The 1,654-nt window shown below is 70.9% G+C and carries 1 pseudogene; it reads right to left on the bottom strand.

What is annotated here, in order from left to right:
- Window positions 1-1,654: pseudogene (locus tag B551_RS17680) on the bottom strand (excinuclease ABC subunit A); the annotation flags it as partial.

Below are 1,654 nucleotides of genomic sequence, written 5' to 3'. Positions count from 1 at the left end.
GGATGGACGATCGGCCGCGCCAGGAACTGGCCCGTCAGCGACGACGGCTGCGCCGCCAGATCGGCGACGGCGCCCTGCGCGACCACATGGCCGCCGCGCTTGCCGGCGCCGGGGCCGATGTCGATGATGTGGTCGGCGCGGCGGATCGTGTCCTCGTCGTGCTCGACCACCACCAGCGTGTTGCCCTTGTCGCCAAGCTTGCGCAGGGCGTCGAGCAGGATGCGGTTGTCGCGCGGATGCAGGCCGATGGTCGGTTCGTCCAGCACATAGCAGACGCCCTGCAGATTGCTGCCGAGCTGCGCCGCCAGCCGGATCCGCTGCGCCTCGCCCCCCGACAGGCTGGGCGCGGCGCGGTCCAGGCTCAGGTAGCCAAGTCCCACCTCCTCGAGGAATTCGAGCCGGCTGCGGATCTCGCTGACCACGTCGCGCGCGATTTCGGCGTCGCGGCCGCTCAGCGTCAGCTGCTCGATCCACGCGCGGGTCTGCGACACGGTCCACTGGGCGATGTCGACGATCGAGCGGCCGGCGAAGCTGACCGCGCGCGCGGCCGAGTTCAGCCGCGTGCCGTGGCACGACGGGCAGGCCGCATGGCCAATGCCTTCGGGTTCGACCTCCTCCGACGGCAGCGTCTGCTCGCGGCCGCGGTCGTCGCCGCCGATCACGCTGTCGTCATAGGCGGCGCGCTGCTCGCGCGTCAGCGCGAGGCCGGTGCCGACGCAGCTCTCGCACCAGCCGTGCTTGCTGTTGTACGAGAACATGCGTGGATCGAGCTCGGGATAGCTGGTGCCGCAGGCCGGGCAGGCGCGCTTGGTCGAGAACACCTTGGTCTGGCCGACGCCGTCGCCGTTGTGGCCGTTGCCGAACGCCTCGCGCAGGCCGTCCAGCGGCGCGAGCAGATGCATCACGCCCTTGCCGTGCTCGAGCGCCTGCTCCAGCAGCGCGCGCAGCGCGCCCTCGTTGTCGGGCGAAACCACCAGGTCGCCGACCGGCAGCTCGATCGTGTGTTCGCGGAAGCGGTCCAGCCGCGGCCACGGGTCGACCGGCAGGAAGGCGCCGTCGACACGCAGATGCGTATGGCCGCGCGCCTTGGCCCATTTGGCCAGGTCGGTATAGACGCCCTTGCGGTTGACCACCAGCGGCGCCAGCAGGCCGACATGCTGGCCGCGGTATTCGCGCAGCAGCTGCGCGACGATCGATTCGGGGCTCTGCGCGCTGACCGGCGTGCCGTCGTGCACGCAGTGCTGCAGGCCGAGCTTGACGTACAGCAGCCGCAGGAAGTGCCAGACCTCGGAGGTGGTCGCCACCGTGCTCTTGCGGCCGCCGCGCGACAGGCGCTGCTCGATCGCCACGGTCGGCGGAATGCCGAACACCGCGTCGACCTCGGGCCGGCCCGCCGGCTGCACGATCGAGCGCGCGTAGGCGTTCAGCGATTCGAGATAGCGGCGCTGCCCCTCGTGGAACAGGATGTCGAAGGCCAGCGTCGACTTGCCCGAGCCCGATACGCCGGTCACGACGTTGAACTTGTTGTGCGGGATATCGACGTTCAGCGACTTCAGGTTGTGCTCGTGCGCGTTGACGATGCGCACCACGTTCTCGCCCTGGACCTCGGCCAGCGCGCGCCGCGCGCGGCGGGCCGCCGGCGAGCCGTGCGCCG

The organism is Cupriavidus sp. HPC(L), from assembly GCF_000307735.3.
Taxonomy (GTDB): Bacteria; Pseudomonadota; Gammaproteobacteria; order Burkholderiales; family Burkholderiaceae; genus Cupriavidus.
Note: the sequence above shows the minus strand (reverse complement) of the source record. Positions and strands in the feature narration are given on the sequence as shown.